The sequence below is a fragment of the Psychrobacter sp. TB20-MNA-CIBAN-0197 genome (genome assembly GCF_040309765.1).
Lineage (GTDB): Bacteria > Pseudomonadota > Gammaproteobacteria > Pseudomonadales > Moraxellaceae > Psychrobacter > Psychrobacter submarinus.
On the sequence record NZ_JBEOPC010000136.1, the window covers coordinates 1 to 406 of the forward strand.

The window sequence follows — 406 nt, forward strand, 5'->3', positions numbered from 1 at the left end:
GGGTTACCCGCGCTTCAAATAGCTTTTGCAGTAACGATTTAGCTTGTTTTACGTCTTCTTCTTCTGGATTTTCATCAAAGTATTCAAAATTTGCCCAGTGGTCGAATATTAAAAAGTGAGTTTTGTGCTTACCTGAGCCATATAGGTTTTCGCATAAGCGTGTGCCACGGCCAATCATTTGCCAAAATTTTACTTTTGATTTTATGGGTTTGGCAAATACAAGGTTTACACATTCTGGTACGTCTATGCCGGTGTCGAGCATATCGACCGATACAGCTATGCGTACGCTGTTTTCGTCGCTTGATTTAAAGTCGTCTATTAGCTCTTCAGCGCGTTCGTACTTTGAGTGAATAACGCGGCAAAAATTAGCACCATGCTGCGGGTAAAGCTCGCTAAACAGCTGCGC

1 protein-coding gene is annotated in these 406 nt (G+C 42.6%); it reads right to left on the minus strand.

What is annotated here, in order from left to right:
- Positions 1 to 406 (minus strand): helicase-related protein (locus AAEY83_RS13000; protein WP_351059351.1); only part of this gene is annotated, 406 nt, incomplete at both ends.